Annotated in this window: 20 protein-coding genes; 12 read left to right on the forward strand and 8 right to left on the reverse strand. The window is 65.4% G+C overall.

Translation table 11 applies throughout. From position 1 onward, the window contains the following. The first annotated feature begins 22 nt into the window (after positions 1–22). The 5 genes from BRO63_RS30480 (at position 23) to BRO63_RS30500 (ending at position 6,142) form a co-directional block, all read left to right on the forward strand. Positions 23–964, forward strand: a complete 942-nt coding sequence (locus BRO63_RS30480) for a LysR substrate-binding domain-containing protein (protein ID WP_179215260.1) — start codon at positions 23–25, stop codon at positions 962–964. Between the two features lie 331 nt (positions 965–1,295). Next, entirely contained in the window at positions 1,296–2,459 is a 1,164-nt protein-coding gene (locus BRO63_RS30485) for an ABC transporter substrate-binding protein (RefSeq protein WP_088143317.1), read from the forward strand. 143 nt (positions 2,460–2,602) lie between these two features. Further along, the gene (locus BRO63_RS30490; RefSeq protein ID WP_013396765.1) at positions 2,603–3,475 is read left to right on the forward strand and encodes a branched-chain amino acid ABC transporter permease; all 873 of its coding nucleotides are present in this window, start codon (positions 2,603–2,605) and stop codon (positions 3,473–3,475) included. A gap of 3 nt (positions 3,476–3,478) precedes the next feature. Beyond that, the gene (locus BRO63_RS30495) at positions 3,479–5,401 is read left to right on the forward strand and encodes a branched-chain amino acid ABC transporter ATP-binding protein/permease (RefSeq protein WP_088143318.1); all 1,923 of its coding nucleotides are present in this window, start codon (positions 3,479–3,481) and stop codon (positions 5,399–5,401) included. Positions 5,402–5,419: 18 nt separating this feature from the next. Beyond that, entirely contained in the window at positions 5,420–6,142 is a 723-nt protein-coding gene (locus tag BRO63_RS30500) for an ABC transporter ATP-binding protein (protein WP_013396767.1), read from the forward strand. 481 nt (positions 6,143–6,623) lie between these two features. Here the strand turns inward: BRO63_RS30500 and BRO63_RS30505 are convergent, their stop codons facing one another. From BRO63_RS30505 to BRO63_RS30515, 3 genes are all read right to left on the reverse strand, one after another. Further along, positions 6,624–7,049 (reverse strand): organic hydroperoxide resistance protein, encoded by a 426-nt coding sequence (locus BRO63_RS30505; protein ID WP_088143319.1) that lies wholly within the window; start codon positions 7,047–7,049, stop codon positions 6,624–6,626. Between the two features lie 149 nt (positions 7,050–7,198). Next, complete coding sequence (locus BRO63_RS30510; RefSeq protein WP_054456924.1) at positions 7,199–7,660, reverse strand: MarR family winged helix-turn-helix transcriptional regulator; 462 nt, start codon at positions 7,658–7,660, stop codon at positions 7,199–7,201. 62 nt (positions 7,661–7,722) lie between these two features. After that, positions 7,723–8,427 carry a Crp/Fnr family transcriptional regulator gene (locus BRO63_RS30515; RefSeq protein WP_088143320.1) on the reverse strand — a complete coding sequence of 235 codons (705 nt, stop codon included), beginning with the start codon at positions 8,425–8,427 and terminating at the stop codon, positions 7,723–7,725. A gap of 169 nt (positions 8,428–8,596) precedes the next feature. On the opposite strand from BRO63_RS30515, the gene BRO63_RS30520 reads away from it, so the two are divergent. The 7 genes from BRO63_RS30520 (at position 8,597) to BRO63_RS30550 (ending at position 17,075) form a co-directional block, all read left to right on the forward strand. Continuing rightward, positions 8,597–10,573 (forward strand): AMP-dependent synthetase/ligase, encoded by a 1,977-nt coding sequence (locus BRO63_RS30520; protein ID WP_088143321.1) that lies wholly within the window; start codon positions 8,597–8,599, stop codon positions 10,571–10,573. Positions 10,574–10,578: 5 nt separating this feature from the next. Then, the gene (locus tag BRO63_RS30525; protein ID WP_088143322.1) at positions 10,579–11,376 is read left to right on the forward strand and encodes an ABC transporter ATP-binding protein; all 798 of its coding nucleotides are present in this window, start codon (positions 10,579–10,581) and stop codon (positions 11,374–11,376) included. 11 nt (positions 11,377–11,387) lie between these two features. Further along, positions 11,388–12,317: a branched-chain amino acid ABC transporter permease gene (locus BRO63_RS30530; protein ID WP_013396773.1), complete on the forward strand. Its 930-nt coding sequence runs from the start codon at positions 11,388–11,390 to the stop codon at positions 12,315–12,317. 26 nt (positions 12,318–12,343) lie between these two features. Then, on the forward strand, positions 12,344–13,408 hold the full coding sequence (locus BRO63_RS30535) for a branched-chain amino acid ABC transporter permease (RefSeq protein ID WP_042796064.1): 1,065 nt from the start codon (positions 12,344–12,346) through the stop codon (positions 13,406–13,408). A 126-nt stretch (positions 13,409–13,534) separates the two neighbouring features. Next, complete coding sequence (locus BRO63_RS30540) at positions 13,535–14,875, forward strand: ABC transporter substrate-binding protein (protein WP_088143323.1); 1,341 nt, start codon at positions 13,535–13,537, stop codon at positions 14,873–14,875. A 60-nt stretch (positions 14,876–14,935) separates the two neighbouring features. Continuing rightward, complete coding sequence (locus tag BRO63_RS30545) at positions 14,936–15,778, forward strand: ABC transporter ATP-binding protein (protein ID WP_088143324.1); 843 nt, start codon at positions 14,936–14,938, stop codon at positions 15,776–15,778. Positions 15,779–15,806: 28 nt separating this feature from the next. Then, positions 15,807–17,075: a phenylacetate--CoA ligase family protein gene (locus tag BRO63_RS30550; protein ID WP_088143325.1), complete on the forward strand. Its 1,269-nt coding sequence runs from the start codon at positions 15,807–15,809 to the stop codon at positions 17,073–17,075. 18 nt (positions 17,076–17,093) lie between these two features. Here the strand turns inward: BRO63_RS30550 and BRO63_RS30555 are convergent, their stop codons facing one another. Genes BRO63_RS30555 through BRO63_RS30575 form a run of 5 tightly spaced genes read right to left on the reverse strand, consistent with a single transcriptional unit; the run spans position 17,094 to position 20,365 of the window. After that, a complete protein-coding gene (locus tag BRO63_RS30555; RefSeq protein ID WP_088143479.1) occupies positions 17,094–17,918 on the reverse strand; it encodes a sulfite exporter TauE/SafE family protein in 825 nt (274 codons plus the stop codon). A gap of 8 nt (positions 17,919–17,926) precedes the next feature. After that, positions 17,927–19,162 (reverse strand): NAD(P)/FAD-dependent oxidoreductase, encoded by a 1,236-nt coding sequence (locus tag BRO63_RS30560; RefSeq protein ID WP_088143326.1) that lies wholly within the window; start codon positions 19,160–19,162, stop codon positions 17,927–17,929. Positions 19,163–19,180: 18 nt separating this feature from the next. Then, positions 19,181–19,600, reverse strand: coding sequence for a DUF6691 family protein (locus tag BRO63_RS30565; protein ID WP_088143327.1), 420 nt, complete (start codon positions 19,598–19,600; stop codon positions 19,181–19,183). Between the two features lies 1 nt (position 19,601). Next, positions 19,602–20,033 (reverse strand): YeeE/YedE family protein, encoded by a 432-nt coding sequence (locus BRO63_RS30570; protein ID WP_088143328.1) that lies wholly within the window; start codon positions 20,031–20,033, stop codon positions 19,602–19,604. Then, positions 20,030–20,365 (reverse strand): ArsR/SmtB family transcription factor, encoded by a 336-nt coding sequence (locus tag BRO63_RS30575; RefSeq protein ID WP_088143329.1) that lies wholly within the window; start codon positions 20,363–20,365, stop codon positions 20,030–20,032. Before BRO63_RS30575 ends, BRO63_RS30570 begins: the two co-directional genes overlap by 4 nt. Between the last annotated feature and the right edge of the window lie 104 nt (positions 20,366–20,469).

Consider the following 20,469-nt stretch of genomic DNA (forward strand, 5'->3'; position numbering starts at 1 on the left):
AACACCGGCCCGCCAGACGATCATGCGCAGTCCCTCACCCTCCAAAGATGTGCGCCTGCCGCCTCTGGCCGCCATCCAGGCCTTCGAAGCAGCCGCCCGCCTCGGTTCCTTCGAGCGCGCCAGCGAAGAACTCTTCGTCACCGCCAGTGCCATCGGCAAACGCATTGCCGCGCTGGAAGCCCTGCTGGACGTCACCCTCTTCATCCGCAGCAGCCGCGGCGCCACGCTGAGTTCGGCCGGGCGCGAATACCTGGACCAGGTCCGCACCGCGCTGGACCTGCTGTCGGACGCCTCCCTGCACAAGCGCGGCGAACCCAAGCTCGAGCCGCTGCGCGTCGTCTCCACCCCCACGTTCGCCCGCCAGGTGCTGATCCCGGCCCTGCCCGGCTTCACCGCCGCGCATCCCGAGGTGGAGCTGGAAATCATGCTGTCCATCCCCTACCTGGACATCATGCCGCCGAATGCGGACGTCTGGGTGCGCTTCGGCAGCGGCAAATACCCCGGCTTGAACGCGCGCCAGCTGACCGCGGATCCGGTGTTCGCGGTCTGCGCACCGGGCTACCGCGACCAGCACGGCCCCTTCGAGCGGCCCGCAGACCTGGCCCGGGCGCAGCTGCTGCGCTGTCCCATGGAGCCGTGGCGCCCCTGGCTCGCCGCCGCGGGGCTGGACTGGCCCGAGCCCGCGCGCGGCGTCTGGCTGGTGGACCTGGGCATCATGCTGGCCGCCGCGCGCGCCGGCCAGGGCCTTGCGCTCACGCGGCGCGCGCTGGCCGCCGAATGGCTGGACGAGGGCAAGCTGGTGCGCGTCCTGGACATCGAGATTCCCGGCGAAGCCCAGTATTACCTGTGCACCGAAACCTCGCGTCCGCCGAGCAAGGCGGTCCAAGCGTTTTCCCTATGGCTGGAAGACGTGTGCAAACAGGTCTCCCAATGGCCACGCGGCCTGCAAGCCGGTCAGGAATAAATTTCCAGGCCGGGGCGGAATGAAATTCCGCGCAACCCGCCGCCGCGCTGGCTAGGATGCGGCCAATGCAACATCCCGCCCATGCCCGCCAAGGCACGCAGCCTCCCTTCCCCTTCCCTACCCCAGGCTGCGCCGCAGCGCATGACAGGAATCCTCGTACGTCCGTACTAGGTATTTACGCGGAAAAACCCCGCCGGGTCAGTTTCGCGTAAGTGATTAGGCAGACAGTCACGACACGCCACACAGGAGAGCGCCGCAGCAACTGATTTCCGCCGCCTGGCGCCGGCACACGGTTTTCCACGCAGTCCTACCAATTACAACGGAGACATCCATGGATTTTCGTTTGAAGCTGCTCGCAGGAACCCTTGCATTTGCCGCAACGGCCGCGGCCCACGCCGCCGACCCCATCAAGATCGGCGTAGCCGGCCCCTACACCGGTGGCTCGTCCTCCATGGGCGTCAGCATGCGCGATGGCGTGCGCCTGGCCATTGAAGAAATCAACAAGAACGGCGGCGTCATGGGACGCCAATTGATCGCCGTCGAACGCGACGACGAAGCCAAGAACGAGCGCGGCGTGCAGATCGCGCAAGAGCTGATCAACAAGGAACAGGTGGCGGCCACCGTCGGCTACATCAATACCGGCGTGGCGTTGGCCTCGCAGCGCTTCTACCAGGACGCCAAGATCCCCGTGTTCAACAACGTCGCCACGGGCAGCGTGATCACGCACCAGTTCAAGGCGCCGGAATACCCGAACAACTACGTGTTCCGCAACGCGGCGCATGACAGCATCCAGGCCCCGATGATCGTGGAAGAAGCGGTGACCCGCCGCGGCTTCAAGAAGGTCGCGATCCTGGCCGACTCCACCAACTACGGCCAGCTCGGCCGCGAGGATCTGGAAAAGGCCCTGGACGCCAAGGGCATCAAGCCCGTGGCCGTGGAGAAGTTCAACATCAAGGACGTCGACATGACGGCCCAGCTGCTGAAGGCCAAGGCCGCCGGCGCCGAAGCCGTGCTGACCTACGGCATCGGCCCCGAACTGGCCCAGGTCGCCAACGGCATGACCAAGCTGGGCTGGAAGGTGCCGATCATCGGCAGCTGGACGCTGTCCATGGCCAACTACATCGACAACTCCGGCACCAACGGCGAAGGCGCGCGCATGCCGCAGACCTTCATCCAGGACCCGGACACGCCCAAGCGCAAGGCCTTCATCGACGCCTACCTGGCCAAGTTCAAGCCCAAGAACAACCGCATCGACTCGCCGGTGTCGGCCGCCCAGGGCTATGACTCGATCTATCTGCTGGCCGCGGCCTTCAAGCAGGCCAACTCCACCGACGGCCCGAAGGTCCGCGAGGCCCTCGAAAACCTGCAGACGCCCGTCGAGGGCGTGGTCATGACCTACAACAAGCCCTTCAGCGCAGACAACCACGACGCGATCACCGTCAAGGAAGTGGTCATCGGCGAGGTCAAGGGCGGCCGCGTGGTCAAGGCCAACTAAGGTCCCGCAGCGCATCCCGGCGGCGGCTGCCCGGCCGCCGCCAGTCGCGCCCTGCCTCCCAGGGCGCGGGCTTGCCGCCGCCTGAAAACCGCGTTCTGCCCAAGGGGGTTGGGACGGAACCACAGCGCTACACGACACACACCATGATTCTTCTACAGCTCATCTATAGCGGTATCGCGCTGGGCATGATCTATGCCGTCATCGCGTTCGGATACCAGCTCACGTTCGCCACGTCGGGCACCCTGAACTTCGGCCAGGGCGAAGCCCTGATGCTGGGCGCGCTGGTCGGCCTGACGCTGGTCGGCCTGGGCGTGAACTACTGGGTGATGATACCCATCGTCTGCATCTTCGGATTCGCGCAAGGCGCGCTGGTCGAGCGCGTGGGCGTCAGGCCCGCCATCAAGACCCGCTCGGAGTTCGGCTGGATCATGGCCACCATCGCGCTGGGCATCATCTTCAAGAACGTCGCCGAAAACATCTGGGGCCGCGACGACCTGCGCTTCCCCTCGCCGCTGCCGGAAGCACCCATCCAGGTGCTGGGCGCCAACGTGCTGCCCATGGAGCTGCTGGTGGTGTTCGGCGCCCTGGCGATGATGCTGCTGGTGGAAATCTTCAACCGCAAGTCCATCTACGGCAAGGCCTTCGTCGCGACTTCCAACGACCGCGACGCCGCCGGCCTGATGGGCATCAACACGGGCATGGTGATCACGTTTTCCTACGCGCTGTCCTCGCTGACGGCGGCGTTCGCCGGCGTGCTGGTCGCGCCCCTGACCCTGACCGGCGCCACCATGGGCGCGGTGCTGGGCCTCAAGGCCTTCGCCGTCGCCATCATCGGCGGCCTGTCCAGCGGCATGGGCGTGGTGGTGGGCGGGCTGATCCTGGGGATCGCCGAAACGACCACCGGTTTCTATCTTTCGACGGGGTACAAAGACGTGCCGGGATTGGTGTTGCTGCTGCTCGTACTGACCTTCAAGCCCGCCGGCCTGTTCGGCAAGACCGCGATCAAGAAGGTGTAAGCGATGAAACCCTTGCACCTTTTGCTATCCATCGTGGCCGTGGCCTGCCTGGCCGCCGTGCCGCTGGGCGTGACCAACACGTACTACCTGCACCTCATCGAAACCATCATGATCTATTCGATCCTGCTGTTCGGGCTCGATATCGTGGTGGGCTATACCGGCCAGGTGTCGCTGGGCCATGCCGGCCTGTTCGGCATCGGCTCGTATGTCGCGGGCGTGCTGTTCTTCCACCTGCAGATGCCCATCTGGGTGATCCTGCCCGCCGCCATCCTGATCGCGGCGGCCTTCGGCGCGGTGCTGGCGCTGCCGGCGCTGCGGGTCACGGGGCCATACCTGGCCATGGTGACGCTGGCGTTTGGCACCATCATCCAGATCCTGATCAACGAGATGACCTTCATGACCGAAGGCCCTCTGGGCATCAAGATCTCCAAGCCGGCCATCGCCGGGCACGTGCTGACCAAGAGCGAGTACTTCTGGCTGGTCGCCGCGTTGCTGGTGCTGTCGCTGATCGTGGTGCACCGCATCCTCAAGTCGCACCTGGGCCGCTCGTTCGAGGCCCTGCGCGACAGCCCCATCGCGTCCGACTGCATGGGCGTGTCGGTCTACCGGCACAAGGTGTTCGCCTTCGTCATCAGCGCCGGCTTCGCCGGCCTGGCCGGCGCGCTGTACTCGTATTCCGAACAGTACATCTCGCCCAATACCTACAACTTCGAACTGACCATCCTGTTCCTGCTGGCCATCATCATGGGCGGGCGCAAGAGCCGCACGGGCGCGCTGCTGGGCGCTTCCATCATCGTGCTGCTGCCCAAGATGCTGGACGACATCTCGACCTTCAGGCTGATCGCGCTGGGCGTGGCGGTCCTGGTGACCGTGGGCAGCGCCATCGCGATCTCCAAGGGCCGCACCGAACCGCGCCGCGTCGTGGTGCCGGTCGTCGGCACCATCCTGCTGGCGGTGTTCTCGTACTGGCTGGAAGCGGTCACCGACTGGCGCCTGACGATCTTCGGCGCCATGATCCTGTTCGTCGTGTACTACCTGCCCGACGGCATCGTGGGCTTCGTGCGCAACCTGTTCTTCTCCAACCGCCGCGCCGCGCTGTCGGTCAAGTCGGATCTGGTGAAGGCGCAGGAAGCGGTACCCGATGCGGCCAAGGGCAAGGGCGACACGCTGCTGGCGGCCAAGGGCGTGCTGATGCAGTTCGGCGGCCTGAAGGCGCTGAACCAGGTCGACCTGACCGTCAAGCGCGGCACCATCCATGGCCTGATCGGCCCCAACGGCTCCGGCAAGAGCACCATGATGAACGTGCTTACCGGCATCTACGTGCCGACCGCCGGCGCGGTGGAGTTCTCGGGCAAGTCGCTGGTCGGCATGACCCCGGCCGACATCGCCGAGACCGGCATCGCCCGCACCTTCCAGAACGTGCAGCTGTTCGGCGAAATGACGGCGCTGGAGAACGTGCTGGTCGGCCTGCACCACACCTTCACCACGGGCCTGGCCGGCATCGCGCTGCGCACGTCCAAATGGAAAGGCGAGGAACAGGGCGCCCGCGCCCGCGCCATGGCGCTGCTGGAATTCGTGGGCCTGGAATCCCTGGCCAGCGAGGAAGCGCGCAACCTGCCCTACGGCAAGCAGCGCCTCCTGGAAATCGCCCGCGCCCTGGCGCTGGATCCGCAACTGCTGCTGCTGGACGAGCCTGCGGCCGGCCTGACCGCGCCCGACATCGTCGAGCTGCTGGCCATCATCCGCAAGGTGCGCGACCACGGCATCACGCTGATCCTCATCGAACACCACATGGATGTGGTGATGGGAGTGTGCGACACCGTGTCGGTGCTGGACTTCGGCCAGAAGATCGCCGAGGGCCTGCCCAACGAAGTGCAAAGCAACGCCAAGGTCATCGAGGCGTATCTGGGCGGCGCGCCCGCCTGACGCCAAGGGGACAACAAGATGCTATCGATCAAGAATCTGGAAGCGGGCTACGGCAAGGTGAAGGTGCTGCACGGCATCAGCATGGAAGTGCCGAAGGCCAAGGTGGTGACGCTGATCGGCTCCAACGGCGCCGGCAAGACCACCACGATGCGGGCGCTGTCCGGCATGATCCGCCCCACCGCGGGCGAGGTCACGCTGAGCGGCAAGCGCATCGACGGCCTGGAGTCCCACCGCATCGCGCGGCTGGGCCTGGCGCATTCGCCCGAGGGCCGGCGGGTGTTTCCGACGCTGTCGGTCACCGACAATCTGCTATTGGGCGCTTTCCCGCGCCTGACCGGCAGCCGCCCGAAGGGTGACGTGCAGTCCGACCTGGGCCGAGCCATGGATCTGTTTCCGCGCCTGAAGGAACGGCGCGATCAGCTGGCCGGGACCTTGTCGGGCGGCGAACAGCAGATGCTGGCCATGGCGCGAGCGGTGATGCTGAATCCGGAACTGGTGCTGCTGGACGAGCCTTCAATGGGATTGGCGCCGATCCTGGTGGAAGAGGTGTTCCGGATCATCGCGCGGCTCAAGGATGAAGGGGTGACGATGCTGCTGGTGGAGCAGTTTGCTGCTGCTGCATTGAATGTGGCGGATTATGGGTATGTGTTGGAGAACGGGCGGATTTCCGTGCATGGGAGCGCGGATAAGTTGAAGCATGATCCGGCTGTTGTTGCGGCTTATTTGGGTGGGTCGCATTAGGGATGTGCTGCGCGGCAGGCTGCACTGTCTGAATCTTCACGGGCACTGGGGCGAGTGGCGTGCTTGGCGTTTTTTTCCGCATCGGGGTGTGGTGGCGTGTCTTGCGGGGCCCGCCCCAGGCCGGCCGCGCGGGCGGCCTCTTGGGGCTTACGCGGTGTCTTGCGTCGCGTGATGGCGCTGCGCGCAGTGGCTGCGGCATCACGTCTGTTCACCATCTACGTTTCAACTCCGGCGCCGGATGGGCGGCGCGCGCGAGACGCACTGCATGCGCACGCCACTGCACATCGCGCGCGCCGCCCATCACCGCCCCTTCCTCTGGACGGGGATGCATCAGAACGCAGCTATCTGCATTCGCGCCAGCGACTACTATCGAAATTAAAAGAATTGCGTATGTACTTTACGGCCGCCCGCGCGGCCGTAAAGTACGGGCGGCCTACGAACAAGACCGCCCGCCAATAGAACATCAACAAACCATCAACGATCAAACAATCGTCAACGTCACATCAATATTGCCCCGCGTAGCATTCGAATAAGGGCAAACGATATGCGCCGCAGCGACCAGCTTCTCGGCCTCGGCCCGCTCCATCCCCGGCAATGAAATCTTCAATTCGACTTCGATCCCGAACCCCGTAGGAATAGGACCGATGCCAACAGCGCCGTCGATCGTCGCGTTCGACGGCATGGCGATCTTGTCGCGGCCGGCGACGAATTTCATGGCGCCCATGAAGCATGCCGAGTAGCCCACGGCGAACAGCTGTTCCGGATTGGTGCCGGCCGCGCCCGCGCCGCCCAGTTCCTTCGGCGTGGTCAGCTGGACGTTCAGGTTGCCGTCGTCCGTGGCGCCCGTGCCTTCACGGCCGCCGGTGACGTGCGCATGGGCGCGGTACAGCACTTTTTCGATAGACATGATGCGTTTCCTTGTAGGGAAGTGGAGGTTGGACTGCCAGGCCTGGCGGGAACATCCCGCCGCGACCCTTACTATTTAAATAGTGCAATATTAAATAGCGCACTATTTATTTAACCTAACAGTAGCGGGCCTTGCCCGCCGCTTCAACTTCAAAGACTTGCGCTCAGCTTCTCCCGCAGCGCGTGCAGCGTTTTCATCATACCTTGCGCCTCTTCCAGCGAACACTGCGCGGCGCCCGCGATCGAATGCGGCACGGCTTCGGCCTGCGCGCGCAGTTCGCGGCCCTGGCGGGTCAGGCCGACGATCACCTGGCGCTCGTCTTCCACGGCGCGCTTGCGCGTCACCAGGCCCGCCGCTTCCAACCGCTTTAGCAGCGGCGTCAGCGTGGCGGAATCCAGGAACAGGCGCTCGCCGATATCCGTCACCGTAATCTCGTCGCCCTCCCACAGCACCAGCATCACCAGGTACTGCGGATAGGTCAGGTCCAGCCCGCGCAGCAGCTTGCGATACACCTTGTTCATCGCCAGCGAAGTCGAGTACAGGGCGAAACACAGCTGGCTGTCCAGCAGCAGCGGATTGAATGCGGCCTTGGCTTTGGATCTGGATTTCATTGTGCGATATTAAATAGCGCACTATTCATCGTCAAGCACTTTTTTCTTCAGGCCGCCGGCGCTCAGGCCGGTTCGCCCTCGGCCGTGGCGCGGTCCGCTCCGTAATGTTTCAGGCCGTCCAGGTCCAGCACCCGGACCGCGCCGTACTCGACATTGAGCAGGCCGGCCTCTTCCAGCTTGCGCAGCGCCTGATTGGCGCGCTGCCGCGACACCCGGGCCAGATAGCCTACCTCTTCCTGCGTAATCGCCAGGCGCATGCCCATGCCGGGATACAGCAAAGGGTTGAAGAGCTCGGCCAGGCAGCGGGCCACGCGCGCATCCGGATCCAGCAGGCGGTCATACTCCGCCTTGCCGATGAACTGCGCCACGCGCTCGTTCAATTGGTGGAGCAGATAGCGGTTGAACGGAATGCTGTTGTCCAGCAGCCAGTCGAACGTGGCGGCCGGCAGGCGCGCCACCACCGAATCCCGCAGCGCAACGATGTCGTACTTGCGGATTTCGCGCTTGAGCAGCGAGCCCTCGCCGATCCAGCCGCCGGCCGGCACACCCGTCAGCGACGCCACCTTGCCTTCGGCGTTGCCCACCGACACCTTGACCAGCCCCGCCAGCACCCCTATCCAAGCCTGTGCGAGTTCACCTTTGCGCTCTATGATCGAGCCGGCAACCACCTGCTGCACGGTCAGGTCCCGCTCGACGCGTTCTTGCTGATCGCGGCTGAGCACGCGGAACCAGGCGGCGGCGAGTTGCAGGGAGTCGGCTAGCTGCATCGGGAATACCCTAAAAGTTCCTTGAATGTCGCGATGGTGACAGTTGGTAGCAACCCAACCTTATACCTTAACTCCTGCCGTAAATCTAAAACCAACTGGTCAAGCGCTTCATCGCCACCGCCGCTCTTGCGGACTCCTGGCCCGATGCGTCCAAACCGGAGGAGACATCGTGGCACATACATCGCCCGCATCTGCACGGATGCCGGCTGCGCTGGATACCTTTCCAGGGCTGCTGTTCACGCATGCCAGCGTTCGCGGGTCGCGGCCCGCCATACGCGAAAAAGATCTGGGGATCTGGCAAACCCTTACGTGGTCCGAAGTGGCGGAACATGTCCGGCACGTCGCGCATGGCTTGGCCGCGCTCGGCATCAAGCCCGGCATGCACGTGGCCGTCATCGGCGAGAACCGCCCGCGCCTGTACATGGCCATGATGGCCGCGCAGTCGCTGGGTGCGATACCGGTGCCGCTCTATCAGGACGCCGTGGCGCAGGAAATGGTCTACGTGCTGCAGGACGCCGAGATCAGCGTGGCCATCGTCGAAGACCAGGAACAGGTCGACAAGATGCTCGAAGTCCTCGAGCAATGCCCTGCGCTCAAGCACGTGGTGTATGACGATCCGCGCGGACTGCGCCACTACACCGACCCCATGCTGCGCTCGTATGAGCAGCTCGAAGAACTGGGCCGCGACTATGCCAAGCAGCATCCGGGCTTCTTCGAGCAAGCCGTCGCCGCCGTGCAGCCGCAAGACCCGGCCGCCATGTTCTATACCTCTGGCACCACCGGCAAGCCCAAGGGCGTGGTGCTTACGCACCATGCGCTGATCGACCGCGCGCGCGCCGTTTCCGAGATGGAAAAGCTGACCGACCAGGAAGACGTGCTGGCCTATCTGCCGCCCGCCTGGATCGGCCAGAACATGTTCTCGTACACGCAGCTGCTGGTCACGGGCTTTACGGTGAACCATCCCGAATCGCCCGATACCGTGTCGATCGACATGCGCGACATCGGCCCCACCTATTACTTCGCGCCGCCGCGCGTGCTGGAAGGCCTGCTGACGCATGTGATGATCCGCATGGAAGACGCGGGGCTGATCAAGCGCAAGCTGTTCGCGGCCTGCATGAAGCTCGCGCGCCGCGTGGGCACCAGGATCCTGGACGGCGAGCAGGTCAGCGCCTGGGACCGCATGCGCTACGCGCTGGGCAACATGATGATCTACGGCCCGCTGCGCAACGCGCTGGGCATGAGCCGGGTGCGCGTGGCCTACACCGCGGGCGAGGCCATCGGCCCCGACTTGTTCGTGTTCTACCGCTCCATCGGCATCAACCTCAAGCAACTCTATGGCTCCACCGAGACCTCGGTCTTTGTCTGCGTGCAGCCCGACGGCAAGGTGCGCGACGACACCGTGGGTCCGCCTGTCGACGGCGTCGAGATCCGCGTGGCCGACAACGGCGAGATCCTGGTCAAGAGCCCCGGCCTGTTCAAGGAGTACTACCGCAACCCGGAAGCGACGGCGGAAGCGCGCAGCGCCGACGGCTGGTTCCACACGGGCGACGCGGGCTATCTCGACACCGATGGCCAACTGAAGATCATCGACCGCGCCAAGGACGTGGGCAAGCTGGCCAACGGCAGCCTGTTCGCGCCCAAGTACATCGAGAACAAGCTCAAGTTCTTCCAGCACATCAAGGAAGCGGTCGCCTTCGGCGCCAACCGCGAGGACGTGTGCGCCTTCATCAACATCGACCTGGAAGCCGTGGGCAACTGGGCCGAGCGCCGCGGCATGCCCTATGCCGGCTACACCGACCTGGCTTCCAAGGACGAGGTCTACCAGCTGATCGCCGAATGCGTGGAACAGGTCAACGCCGACCTGGCCACCGATCCCAAGCTGTCGGCCTCGCAGATCAGCCGCTTCCTCATCCTGCACAAGGAACTGGATCCGGACGACGACGAACTGACCCGCACGCGCAAGGTGCGCCGCGCCTTCATCGCGCAGAAGTACGGCGTGCTGATCGACGCGCTCTTTGGCGGCAAGCAGTCGCAGTTCATCGAGACCGAAGTCAAATTCGAAGACGGACGCACCGGCAAGATCTCGGCGGACCTGAAGATCCGCCCGGTCAAGACGTTTCCCGCCATCACCGCCAAGGCCGCGTAGAGATCATGAGCAACAACGACCGCGACCAGCGTATCGGCGACGTCATGCTGGACATGCAGAACATCTCGCTGTCCTTCGGCGGCGTGAAGGCGCTGACGGACATCTCCTTCAACGTGCGCGAACACGAAATCCGCGCCATCATCGGCCCCAACGGCGCCGGCAAGAGCTCGATGCTCAACGTCATCAACGGCGTCTACACGCCGCAGCAAGGCGGCATCGAGTTCGGCGGCGAGCGCTTCTCGCGCATGAATCCGCGCCGCGCCGCTGAAATGGGCATCGCCCGCACGTTCCAGAACCTGGCGCTGTTCAAGGGCATGAGCGTGCTGGACAACATCATGACCGGCCGCAACCTGCGCATGAAGTGCGGGCTGCTGGCCCAGGCCTTCCGCCTGGGGCCGGCCGAGCGCGAAGAGATCAAGCATCGCGAGTTCGTCGAGAACATCGTCGACTTCCTGGAAATCCAGGCCTACCGCAAGACTCCCGTGGGCCGCCTGCCCTACGGCCTGCAAAAGCGCGTGGACCTGGGCCGCGCCCTGGCGATGGAGCCGCGCCTGCTGTTGCTGGACGAGCCCATGGCCGGCATGAACATCGAAGAGAAGCAGGACATGAGCCGCTTCATCCTGGATGTGAACGACGAGTTCGGCACCACCATCGTGCTGATCGAGCACGACATGGGCGTGGTCATGGACATCTCGGACCGCGTCGTGGTGCTGGACTACGGCAAGAAGATCGGCGACGGCAAGCCGGACGAGGTCCGCGCCAACGAAGACGTCATCCGCGCCTACCTCGGCGTGTCGCACTAAGGCGGACAGACATGGGATTTTTTCTAGAGACCTTATTCGGTGGCCTGATGAGCGGCATGCTGTATGCGCTGATCGGCCTGGGCTTCGTGCTGATCTTCAAGGCATCCGGCGTCTTCAACTTCGCGCAGGGCGCGATGGTGCTGGTCGCCGCGCTGTCCATGGCCCGCTTCTCGGAGTGGCTGCCGCGCTGGTTCGGCTTTGACAACATGATCCTGGCCAACGTGCTGGCCTTCATCGTCAGCGCCATCGTGATGTTCCTGCTGGCGGTCGCCATCGAACGCTTCGTGCTGCGCCACCTGGTCAACCAGGAAGCCACCACCCTGCTGATGGCCACGCTGGGCATCAGCTACTTCCTCGACGGCCTGGGCCAGATCACCTTCGGCAGCTCGGTGTACTCCATCAACGTGGGCATGCCCAAGGATCCGCTGATGATCCTGGACTCGGTCTTCGAGGGCGGGCTGCTGATCAACCTGGAGGACCTGACCGCGGCGGTGATTGCCGCCCTGCTGGTGGCCGCGCTGGCGCTGTTCTTCCAGTACACCTCGACCGGCCGCGCCCTGCGCGCGGTGGCCGATGACCACCAGGCCGCGCAGTCCATCGGCATTCCGCTGAACCGCATCTGGGTGATCGTCTGGAGCGTGGCGGGGCTGGTGGCGCTGGTGGCCGGGATCATCTGGGGCTCGAAGTTCGGCGTGCAGTTCACGCTGTCCACCGCGGCGCTGCGGGCGCTGCCGGTGGTGATCCTGGGCGGGCTGACTTCGGTGCCGGGCGCCATCCTGGGCGGCCTGATCATCGGCGTGGGCGAAAAGCTGTCCGAGGTCTATCTGGGGTCGCTGGTAGGCGGCGGTATCGAAATCTGGTTCGCCTATGTGCTGGCGCTGGTGTTCCTGCTGTTCCGTCCGCAAGGGCTGTTCGGCGAGAAGATCATCGACCGTGTCTGAGCCCACAGGCCCTCTAGGATAAAAACATGTTCTATCGCGAAAACGGCCAATTCAAGACCAGCTATCGCGCTGACCAGCAGATCTTCCCGATCCGCCAGGACCGCATCTTCATCTGGCTGCTGCTGGCGGTGGCGTTCGTCGCCATCCCGGCCATGGCCAGCGACTACCTGCTGCGCGCCATCCTGATTCCGTTCCTGATCCTGGCGCTGGCCGCCGTGGGCCTGAACATCCTGGTTGGCTATTGCGGCCAGATCTCGCTGGGCACCGGCGCCTTCATGGCGGTGGGCGCCTACGCGGCCTGGAACTTCGGCGTGCGCTTTCCCGGCATGCCGCTGATCATCCAGATCCTGCTGGGCGGCTTCTTCGCCACCATCGTGGGCGTGATCTTCGGCATACCCAGCCTGCGCATCCGCGGCCTGTACCTGGCGGTGGCGACGCTGGCCGCGCAGTTCTTCGTGGACTGGGCGTTCCTGCGCATCCCCTTCTTCACCAACTACTCGTCGTCCGGCAACGTCTCGGTGCCGCCGCTGACCGCCTTCGGCCTGCCGGTGCAGAGCGCGCTGGAGAAGTACCTGTTCGTGTTGATCCTGGTCGTCATCTTCAGCTTGCTGGCCAAGAACCTGGTGCGCGGCGCCATCGGCCGCCAGTGGATGGCGATCCGCGACATGGACGTGGCGGCCTCCGTCATCGGCATCCGCCCCATGTACGCCAAGCTCACCGCCTTCGCGGTCAGCTCGTTCATCGTCGGCGTGGCCGGGGCCTTGTGGGGCTACATCCACCTGGGCTCCTGGGAGCCGCTGGCGTTCGACCTGACACGTTCGTTCCAGTTGCTGTTCATGGTCATCATCGGCGGGCTGGGCTCCATCATCGGCAGCTTCTTCGGCGCGGCATTCATCGTGCTGGTGCCGGTGGCGCTGTCCAATATTCCGCACGCGCTGGGCATTCCGCTGTCGGTGGACACGGCGGCGCATATCGAACACATGGTGTTCGGCGCGCTGATCGTGTTCTTCCTGATCGCCGAACCGCACGGGCTGGCCAGGCTGTGGAGCATCGGCAAGGAAAAACTACGCATCTGGCCGTTCCCTCATTGATTTCGCATTGATTTCCGCGGTCCGCGGCGGCACAAGCGCGGCGGACCCGCCCTGAATACCCGGCTCAAGACCGGGCCAATCCCGGTGTCCCAGGGTTTACTGACCCAAGCACCACGCAGGAGGTAAATGGAGATGAAGCGTCTTAACCTGAAGTTGGCGGCAGCTTTGATGGCCGCAGCCGGCGCCGCGGGCGCCGTGGCCACGCCGGCAATGGCGGCGGAAGAGCAGTTCGTTCCGTTGCTGGTGTATCGCACCGGGTCCTTCGCACCCTTGGGCATTCCCTGGGCCGACGGCAAGCTGGACTACCTGAAGCTGGTCAACGAACGCGATGGCGGCGTCAACGGCGTCAAGATCACGTACGAAGAGTGCGAAACCGCCTACGCCACCGACCGCGGCGTGGAATGCTACGAACGCCTGAAGGGCAAGGGCACCGGCGCATCGGGCTTCGACACCCAATCCACCGGCATCACCTTCGCCGTCAGCGACAAGGCCATGGTCGACAAGGTGCCGGTCGAAACGATGGGCTATGGCCTGTCGCAGTCGGTCGACGGCAGCGTGTTCGAATGGAACTTCCCGCTGCTGGGTACCTACTGGACCGCGGCCGACGTGATGATCCAGGACATCGCCAAGAAAGAAGGCGGCATGGACAAGCTCAAGGGCAAGAAGATCGCCCTGGTCTACCACGACTCGCCATATGGGAAGGAGCCGATCCCCCTGCTGCAGAAGCGCGCGGCCAAGGAAGGCTTCGAGCTGGTGCTCTATCCCGTGACCGCCCCCGGCGTGGAACAGAAGTCCACCTGGCTGCAGATCCGCCAGGCGCGCCCCAACTATGTGCTGCTGTGGAGCGCCGGCATCATGACGCCGACCGCCATCCGCGAAGCCCAGGCCAGCGGCTATCCGCGGGACAAGATGTACGCCATCTGGTGGGCCGGCTCTGAAGGCGACGTGAAGGACCTGGGCGATGTCGCCAAGGGCTACAACGCCATCACCATCCACAACAGCGGCGCCGAGCACGACAAGGTCTACGACGACCTGAAGAAGTTCGTCTACGACAAGGGCCAGGGTTCGGACAAGACCGGCAAGACCACGCTGGGCACCATCGCCCATACCCGCGGCATGATGATCTCGATGCTGCAGGTGGAAGCGATCCGCACCGCACAGGAAAAGTTCGGCAAGGGCAAGGCGCTGACGCCCGAGCAGGTGCGCTGGGGCTTCGAGAACCTGAACCTGACGCAGGAAAAGCTGGACAAGCTGGGCTTCGGCCAGATCATGCGTCCGGTCAAGACCTCGTGCAGCAACCACAAGGGCGACGACTGGGCCCGCATCGTGCAGTGGGACGGCGCGAAGTTCAAGGTGGTCTCCGACTGGTATCAGTCGGACAAGGCCATCCTGGACCCGATGGTGAAGGAAGGCGCAGCGAAATACGCCAAGGAAAAGAACATCACGCCCCGCACTTGCGAGAACTGATGTGAACCGGCCGCCGGTCCCGCATAAGGGGCCGGCGGCCACCAAGCCGCAGGAACAGCCATGACCGCTGCAACGACTTCCGCAGTACCCGCAGACACCCCCAAGGTGCTGCTCGACGTGAACGGCATCGAGGTGATCTACAACCACGTGATCCTGGTGCTCAAGGGCGTTTCCCTGCAAGTGCCGGAAGGCAAGATCGTGGCCTTGCTGGGCGCCAACGGCGCAGGCAAGACCACCACCTTGCGCGCCATCTCGAACCTGCTCAAGGGCGAACGCGGCGACGTCACCAAGGGCCATATCCAGTACCGCGACCAGCGCATCGAAAAGCTGTCGCCGGCGGAATTGGTCAAGCGCGGCGTGGTGCAAGTGATGGAAGGCCGGCATTGCTTTGCTCACCTGACCATCGAGGAAAACCTGCTGACTGGCGCTTACACGCGCAGCATGAGCCGCGCCGATACCGCGGCGGCGCTGGACCGCGTCTACCAGTATTTCCCGCGCCTGAAGCAGCGCCGCGCGAGCCAATCCGGCTACACCTCGGGCGGCGAACAGCAGATGACCGCCATCGGCCGCGCGCTGATGGCCAACCCGAACATGATTTTGCTGGACGAGCCTTCCATGGGGCTGGCGCCGCAGATCGTCGAGGAAATCTTCGAGATCGTGCGCGACCTGAACCAGCGCGAACGCGTCAGCTTCCTGTTGGCCGAGCAGAACACCAACATTGCGCTGCGCTATGCGGACTACGGCTACATCCTTGAAAACGGCCGCGTGATGATGGACGGCGCGGCGGCCGATCTGGCCCAGAACGAGGACGTGAAGGAGTTCTACCTGGGAATATCCAGCGGCGAACGCAAGAGTTTCCGCGACAACAAGTTCTACCGCCGGCGCAAGCGCTGGCTGGCGTGATCCCTGGCATACGAGAGGGTGTGATCCCATGTCCCAGTTTTTCGATGTTCTCGAAACCAGAGCGCCCGAGCAACGCGAGCGCGAGCTGATGGCCGCCCTGCCCGGCGCGATCGCGCGGGCCATTGCGCGTGCGCCCGCCATCGCCGAGCAGCTGCGCGGCATCGACCCCGCCACCATCACGTCGCGCGCGGCGCTGGCGAGCCTGCCGGTGCTGCGCAAGCACGAACTGCTGGAACGCCAGCAGCACAGCCGCGACGATGCGGCGACGCCTGCCGGACCGCAAAAGGCCTTCGGCGGCTTCTCCGCCATAGGCTGGGGCGAGGCGATGCGAGTGTTCGCGTCGCCCGGTCCCATCTATGAGCCGGAGAGCGCGCGCGGCGACTACTGGCGCTTTGCCCGCGCCCTGCACGCCGCAGGATTCCGCGCCGGCGAGCTGGCCTACAACTGCTTTTCCTATCACTTCACGCCCGCCGGCTCCATGATGGAAACCGCGGCGCATGCCGTGGGCTGCACCGTTTTTCCCGGCGGCACTGGCCAGACGGAACAGCAAGTGCGCGCGATCCAGGACCTGGCGCCCACCGGCTATACCGGCACGCCCAGCTTCCTCAAGATCATCCTGGAAAAAGCCGACGAACTGGGCGTGAAGCTGGATTCGCTGCGCCGCGCGCTGGTGTCGGGCGAAGCCTTTCCGCCATCCTTGCGCGACTGGCTGGCCGCGCGCGGCATCGACGGCTACCAGGCCTACGGCAGCGCCGACCTGGGCATGGTCGCGTTTGAAACACCGGCGCGCGAAGGCCTGGTGCTGGGCGAGGACATCATCGTCGAGATCGTGCGCCCCGGCACCGGCGAACCCGTGCCCGACGGCGAAGTCGGCGAGGTCGTGGTCACGACCTTGAACCCGGACTATCCGCTGGTGCGCTTCGGCACCGGCGACCTGTCCGCCGTCATGCCCGGCATCTCGCCTTGCGGGCGCACCAACACCCGCATCAAGGGCTGGATGGGACGCGCGGACCAGACCACCAAGGTACGCGGCATGTTCGTGCATCCGTCGCAGGTGGCCGACGTGGCGCGCCGCCATCCCGAGATCCTGCGCGCGCGGCTGGTGATCAGCGGCAGCACGGGTTCCGACCGCATGGTGCTCAAAGTGGAATCGCGGGTGCGCAGCGAAGAGCTGGGCAAGCGCATCGCGGAGTCGGTGCGCGACGTGACCAAGCTGCGCAGCGACGTGGAATGGGTGGATGCGGACGGCCTGCCGAACGACGGCAAGGTCATCGACGATATCCGCACCTACGAGTAAGCGCGACGGCTCGCGGCCTCATGCGGCCGCGAGCAGCGCCAGCACGCCCTTCACCAGCATCGCCACGGCCACCAGGCCCGCGAACAGCGCGAAGCTCTGCTGCAGGCGGCGCGGGGGAAACCGGTCGGCCACCTTGCGCCCGCCCAGCATGCCCAGCACCGCCGCCGCAGTAAACGGCGCGGCGATGCGCCAATCCAGATGTCCCCCCGCCGCCGCGGCCACGACGCCGCTGGCGGACACCAGCGCGATCACGGCCAGCGACGTGCCGACGATGGCCTGCATGCTCAGGTCGGTAGCGCGCCGCAGCGCGGGCACGATGACGAAGCCGCCCCCCACGCCCAAGAGGCCGGACAGGAATCCCGCGATCAGCCCCGCGCCCGTCAAGGCGCGCGCGCAGGGCGCGGTCCAGCGCAGCCGGCCGGTGCTGGCATCGAGCTGGCAGGGCGGCGTGCGCGGCGCAGCCTGCGCCGCCGGTTTGTTGCCTTGGTTCCACATGCGCCACGCCACCATGCCCAGCACGCAGGCGAAGATGATGGCCAACGGCGCGTTGGGCAGCCGCCGCGCCGCCCACAGGCCCAGCGGCGACACGACGATGCCGGTGACAGCCATGAAGCCCGCCGCGCGATAGCGCACCTGCCCCTTGCGCAGCCCCAGCGCCGCGCCCAGCGCGGCCGACAGCCCCACCGCCAGCAAGGCGATGGGCGCGGCCTGCGACACCTGCAGATGCAGGCCGAAGACCAGCAGGGGCACCGCCATGATGGCGCCGCCCGCGCCGGTCAGCCCGAGTATCAGGCCCACGCACGCCCCCAGCGCCGCGCTGGCGGCCAACACCGTATCGATCATGGAGGCGCTCAGTTGCCCAGCGGGCGGGCCAGCCATTCGCGGCCCTTGAGCATGCCGTTCCAGTAGATCCAGGGCAGCAGCGTGGCCTTGAGGAACCAGGCGCTCTTGCGCGGCACGGTCGGGTCCAGCGGGAAGGTGGGCAGCAGCTTGCCGCCGTAGCCGAACTCGGCCAGCACGATGCGGCCGCGTTCCACCGTCAGCGGGCAGGAGCCGTAGCCGTCGTACTTGACCGGCATGGCGTGGCCTTCGCGCAGCGCCAGCAGGTTCTCCGCCACCGTGACGATCTGCTTGCGCGCGGCCGCGGCGGTCTTGGCATTGCTGGTGCAAATGCCGTCGCCCAGCCCGAACACGTTGCCATGGCGCACGTGCAGCAGCGTGGACGGATCCACTTCGCACCAGCCGGCGGCGTCCGCCAGCGCGCTGTTCTTCAGGAAGTCGTGCGGGACCTGCGGCGGCACCGCGTGCAGCATGTCGAAGGATTTCTCCACGCGCGTCACCGCGCCGTCGGCGTTCTTGAGATCGAACCAGGCCTTGCGCGCCGCGCCGTCCACCGCCACCAGCGCCGAGTTGAAGGCCAGCGCGATACCGTAGCTTTCGACATAGCGCATCAGCGGCGGAACAAACGTCGGCACGCCGAACAGCGCCGCGCCGGCCAGGTCGAACTCCACGTCGATGCGGTCCAGCACGCCGCTGCGCTTCCAATGGTCGCAGGCCAGGTACATGGCTTTCTGCGGCGCCCCGGCGCACTTGATGGGCATGGCCGGCTGCGTGAACAGCGCCTGTCCGCCCTTCAGCCCGCGCACCAGTTCCCAGGTATAGGGCGCCAGGTCATAGCGGTAATTGGAGCTGACGCCGTTCTTGCCCAGCGTGTCGGCCAGTCCCTCGACCTTGTCCCACGCCAGGCGCAGGCCGGGGCAGACGATCAGCTGCTGATAGCTCACCGCGCGGCCGTCGGACAGCAGCACGCGGTTGGCCTCGGGTTCGAAGCCAGCCGCTGCCGCCTGCAGCCAGGTGGCGCGCCTGGGCATGACCTCGCGGGTCGGGCGCACGGTCTTGGCGATGTCGAAGGCGCCGCCGCCCACCAGGGTCCAGGCCGGCTGGTAGTAGTGCTTGTCGCTGGGTTCGATGACGCCGATCCGCAGGTCCGGACGACGGCGCAACAGGCTGGCGGTGACGCCTATGCCCGCCGATCCGCCGCCCACCACCACCACATCGAAATCGCGCTGCGCCTCTGCTGTCGGCATGCTTGTCTCCTCGCCGGTCTACCGGCTTTTGAATTTTTCCAGCACCGAAAATATCGCCATGCCTGCCGCCATGGCGGCCACGAAAATCAAGGCTTCCGGCACGCCGGCCGCCGCGGCCACCAGCGCCGGTCCCGGGCAGAAGCCGGCCAGGCCCCAACCCGCGCCGAACGCCAGGCTGCCCGCGGCCAGGCGCAAGTCCACCTGCGTGGCGGCGGGCCAGCGCAGCGGCTCGCCCGACAGGCTGACGCGGCGGCGGCGCAAGAGCGCAAAGCCCACCGCCGTGACCAGCACGGCGCCGCCCATCACAAAGGCCAGCGACGGATCCCAGGCGCCTGCCAGGTCCAGAAAGCCCAGCACCTTGGCCGGATTGGCCATGCCGGAGATGATGAGGCCCAGACCGAACACCAGGCCCGATGCGAAGGCGATCAATGCAGCCATGTCAGAGTCCCCCCAGATGGCGGGTGACGTAGACCACGGCGAAGCCCGCAGCCATGAACAAGGCAGTGGCGGTCAGAGAGCGGCGCGATCCGCGCGACACGCCGCAGACGCCGTGGCCGCTGGTGCAACCCGAGGCATAGCGCGTGCCGATGCCGACCAGCAGGCCCGCCACGATCAGGCGCGTCGTGCCGGCCTCCACCACGACGGCAGGCAAGGCGCCGCCCAGGCGGTACAGCCAGGGCGACGCGAACAAGCCGATCAGAAAGGCCAGCCGCCACATGCCGCCGCGCTCGGGCTGAAACAGGCCGCCCAGGATGCCGCTGATGCCCGCGATGCGCCCAACCCCCGCCATCAGCAGCACGGCTGCGGCCCCGATGAGCAGGCCGCCCGCGCCAGCTGGCCAGGGAGTGAAGGCGGACCAGTCCAGGTTCACTTGAGTGACTCCATGGCGCGGCCGCAGTACAAACTCGATAGCGTCTTCATCACCTGGCTGACCTCGAAACTGGCCATCTGGTAGTAGACGTACTTGCCCTCGCGCCGGGTCGCGACCAGGCCTTCATCGCGCAGCACGCCCAGTTGCTGGGACAAGGTAGGCTGGCGGATGCCGGTCAGCGATTCGAGTTCGCTCACGTTGCGTTCGTTCTGGACCAGTTGGCACAGCAGCAGCAGGCGGTCTTCGTTGGCCAGCGCCTTGAGCAGCGCGCAGGCCTGGGAGGCGGATTCGCGCAGGACAGCGACTTCGCACTCGGTCAGGGCGTCATTCATTTGATGCGTATCAATCGGCGTGGGAGAGTTTGATCATTATATTGACCAATATAATATCCAACAATATTATTGAAATGCATAGAGTGTTTCATCTTGCAGCGACT

It is taken from the genome of Achromobacter xylosoxidans (assembly GCF_002192695.1).
Taxonomy (GTDB): Bacteria; Pseudomonadota; Gammaproteobacteria; order Burkholderiales; family Burkholderiaceae_B; genus Achromobacter; species Achromobacter xylosoxidans_C.

Bases quoted from the DNA above. Each gene is read 5' to 3' on its own strand.
- BRO63_RS30480 (WP_179215260.1), top strand. From the start codon at position 23: ATGCGCAGTCCCTCACCCTCCAAAGATGTGCGCCTGCCGCCTCTGGCC.
- BRO63_RS30485 (WP_088143317.1), top strand. From the start codon at position 1,296: ATGGATTTTCGTTTGAAGCTGCTCGCAGGAACCCTTGCATTTGCCGCA.
- BRO63_RS30490 (WP_013396765.1), top strand. From the start codon at position 2,603: ATGATTCTTCTACAGCTCATCTATAGCGGTATCGCGCTGGGCATGATC.
- BRO63_RS30495 (WP_088143318.1), top strand. From the start codon at position 3,479: ATGAAACCCTTGCACCTTTTGCTATCCATCGTGGCCGTGGCCTGCCTG.
- BRO63_RS30500 (WP_013396767.1), top strand. From the start codon at position 5,420: ATGCTATCGATCAAGAATCTGGAAGCGGGCTACGGCAAGGTGAAGGTG.
- BRO63_RS30505 (WP_088143319.1), bottom strand. From the start codon at position 7,049: ATGTCTATCGAAAAAGTGCTGTACCGCGCCCATGCGCACGTCACCGGC.
- BRO63_RS30510 (WP_054456924.1), bottom strand. From the start codon at position 7,660: ATGAAATCCAGATCCAAAGCCAAGGCCGCATTCAATCCGCTGCTGCTG.
- BRO63_RS30515 (WP_088143320.1), bottom strand. From the start codon at position 8,427: ATGCAGCTAGCCGACTCCCTGCAACTCGCCGCCGCCTGGTTCCGCGTG.
- BRO63_RS30525 (WP_088143322.1), top strand. From the start codon at position 10,579: ATGAGCAACAACGACCGCGACCAGCGTATCGGCGACGTCATGCTGGAC.
- BRO63_RS30530 (WP_013396773.1), top strand. From the start codon at position 11,388: ATGGGATTTTTTCTAGAGACCTTATTCGGTGGCCTGATGAGCGGCATG.
- BRO63_RS30535 (WP_042796064.1), top strand. From the start codon at position 12,344: ATGTTCTATCGCGAAAACGGCCAATTCAAGACCAGCTATCGCGCTGAC.
- BRO63_RS30540 (WP_088143323.1), top strand. From the start codon at position 13,535: ATGGAGATGAAGCGTCTTAACCTGAAGTTGGCGGCAGCTTTGATGGCC.
- BRO63_RS30545 (WP_088143324.1), top strand. From the start codon at position 14,936: ATGACCGCTGCAACGACTTCCGCAGTACCCGCAGACACCCCCAAGGTG.
- BRO63_RS30550 (WP_088143325.1), top strand. From the start codon at position 15,807: ATGTCCCAGTTTTTCGATGTTCTCGAAACCAGAGCGCCCGAGCAACGC.
- BRO63_RS30555 (WP_088143479.1), bottom strand. From the start codon at position 17,918: ATGATCGATACGGTGTTGGCCGCCAGCGCGGCGCTGGGGGCGTGCGTG.
- BRO63_RS30560 (WP_088143326.1), bottom strand. From the start codon at position 19,162: ATGCCGACAGCAGAGGCGCAGCGCGATTTCGATGTGGTGGTGGTGGGC.
- BRO63_RS30565 (WP_088143327.1), bottom strand. From the start codon at position 19,600: ATGGCTGCATTGATCGCCTTCGCATCGGGCCTGGTGTTCGGTCTGGGC.
- BRO63_RS30575 (WP_088143329.1), bottom strand. From the start codon at position 20,365: ATGAATGACGCCCTGACCGAGTGCGAAGTCGCTGTCCTGCGCGAATCC.